Origin of the sequence: Streptomyces huiliensis, assembly GCF_020037025.1 — a bacterium.
GTDB lineage: Bacteria > Actinomycetota > Actinomycetes > Streptomycetales > Streptomycetaceae > Streptomyces > Streptomyces huiliensis.
This window is the reverse complement of record NZ_JAIQLH010000569.1, coordinates 1-485: the sequence shown is the minus strand read 5'-3', so window position 1 is coordinate 485 and position 485 is coordinate 1. Positions and strand designations below refer to the sequence as shown.

General features: G+C 75.3%; 1 protein-coding gene. It reads left to right on the top strand.

Annotation, left to right across the window (positions count from 1 at the left end; genetic code table 11):
* Nucleotides 1-485: condensation domain-containing protein (locus tag JNW98_RS35900; RefSeq protein WP_223772424.1), on the top strand; the 485-nt coding region annotated here is incomplete at both ends.

The following is a 485-nucleotide window of genomic DNA, read 5'->3' as shown; positions in this document are numbered from 1 at the left end:
TGTTCCCGGCCGTGGACGGTGTTCCCGAGCAGCGCGTCCTCGACGCGGCCGGGGCGGACTTCGGCTGGGACGTCGTCGACGCGACCGGGTGGCCGGAGGACCGCCTGGCGGCGGCCGTCGGCGCGTGCGGCCGGCACGAGTTCGACCTGGTCACGGGCATCCCGTTCCGCGCGACGCTGTTCGCGGTGGCGGCCGGGGAACACCGGCTGGTGCTCGTCATGCACCACATCGCGAGCGACGGCTGGTCGCTGGCACCGCTGCTGCGCGACCTCTGGACCGCGTACGGCGCGCGGACCTCGGGCGACGTCCCCGGGTGGGCGCCGCTGCCCGTCCAGTACGCCGACTACACGCTGTGGCAGCACCGGCTGCTGGGCGACGAGGCGGATCCCGACAGCCTGCTCCAGCGCCAGGCGCGCTACTGGGAGCGGGAGTTGGCAGACCTCCCCAGCCGGCTGGAGCTGCCCACCGACCGGCCGTACCCGGCG